The organism is Kitasatospora putterlickiae (assembly GCF_039527695.1).
GTDB classification, from domain to species: Bacteria; Actinomycetota; Actinomycetes; order Streptomycetales; family Streptomycetaceae; genus Kitasatospora; species Kitasatospora putterlickiae.
On sequence record NZ_BAAAKJ010000313.1, the window covers coordinates 554 to 1,911 of the forward strand.

Here is a 1,358-nt window from a genome sequence, read left to right on the forward strand (position 1 = left end):
GCGGCGGCGGCCGTGGCCCGCTCCCCGGCGTCGAGGCTCAGCAGGCCGGCCACCACCGTCACCACCGCGTCCGCCGCTTCGCCTCCGGGCAGGGCGGCGGCCAGGCAGGCGAGGGTGCGCTCGCAGTTGACGGCCGGGTCCGGGTCGATCACCACGGGGTCGAGTCCGGTGGCGGCCCAGTGCAGGGTGGCGCCGAGCGCGTAGTAGTCGTCGGCGGGTCGCGCCTGGGCGGCGCTGGGCAGGCCGTAGCCCCGGGTGGCGCCCGCGGGCCGCTCGCCGGCGAGGGCGCTGACGCCGAAGTCGACCAGCGAGCAGCCGCCCGAGCCGTCCGGTACGGCATTGGCGGGTTTGAGGTCGCACACGACCACGCCGCGCGCGTGCACGCCGTCGAGTACGGCCAGCAGCCGGCGGGCCAGCGCCCACCAGTCCCGGCCGGCCGTGCCCCCGCCGCCGGTCGGGTAGGGGCCCGCCGCGAGGACGTCGCGGCGCAGGTCACGCGGGCCGACGGCGGTGCCGACCAGGTACTCGTCCTCGCCGTGCCGGAAGTAGTCGACCAGCCTGGGCACCCCGGGCACCCCGTCGAGCGCGGCGAGCACCCGCCGCTCGTGCCGGAGCCGGCCGCGCGCGTCGGTGCCGGACGGGTCCTCGGCGACGAAGGCGCGGGCCTGCTTGACCACCACTGCCCGTCCGGTGGCGAGTTCGACGGCGCGGTAGACGTGCCCGCCCGGCGAGCGGCTGATCCCGGCGGTGATCCGGTAGCGGCCGTCACCGACCCGGGTGGTCGCCTCCCGGCGCGGTGCGCGGGCGGCGAACGGGTCGGCCGCCCACGGCGGTTGGCGGTAGGCGCCGTCGGCGAGGCCGGGGAAGGCCTCCCCGGCGGGGCCGGTCATGACGAGATCCGGGTCGTCGCCGTCGGCCCGGAAGGGTCCGTACCGGTAGTAGACGGGGGCGTCCGCCCGCAGCCGCCGGTCGCTGACCACCCGGGGCCCGGGCCGGCCCGCCAGCACCTCGGCCAACTCGGCCGCCAGCGCCTCGGTTCCGCCCGGCGCCGGGTAGACCGTGACCGCCTTGCCGACGGCCGCGGCGCCGCGCAGCCCGGAGTTGAGCCGCCCCAGCACGGCGGCGTCGGCGGCGAACTTGGCGTCGCAGGTGTACCGGAGCAGGACGGGGAGCACCAGGTCGACCAGCTCCGCGAGGTGCTCGGGGCGGGCGGAGAGGTGCAGCTTCCAGCCGTGGGCGAGGGCCGGCATCGCCGGATCGTGCAGGTACAGCCAGCCGTCGCCGGCGTGCAGCCGGCGCCGCGCGGGCCACGGGGTGCCGCCGTCGGTGAGGACCAGCAGCACCGGGCTCTGCGGCAG

At 78.5% G+C, this 1,358-nt stretch carries 1 protein-coding gene; it reads right to left on the reverse strand.

Features of this window, described 5'->3' with window-relative positions:
• A partial coding sequence (locus ABD308_RS29675; RefSeq protein ID WP_425554880.1) for a class III lanthionine synthetase LanKC N-terminal domain-containing protein occupies positions 1-1,358 on the reverse strand: 1,358 nt, incomplete at both ends.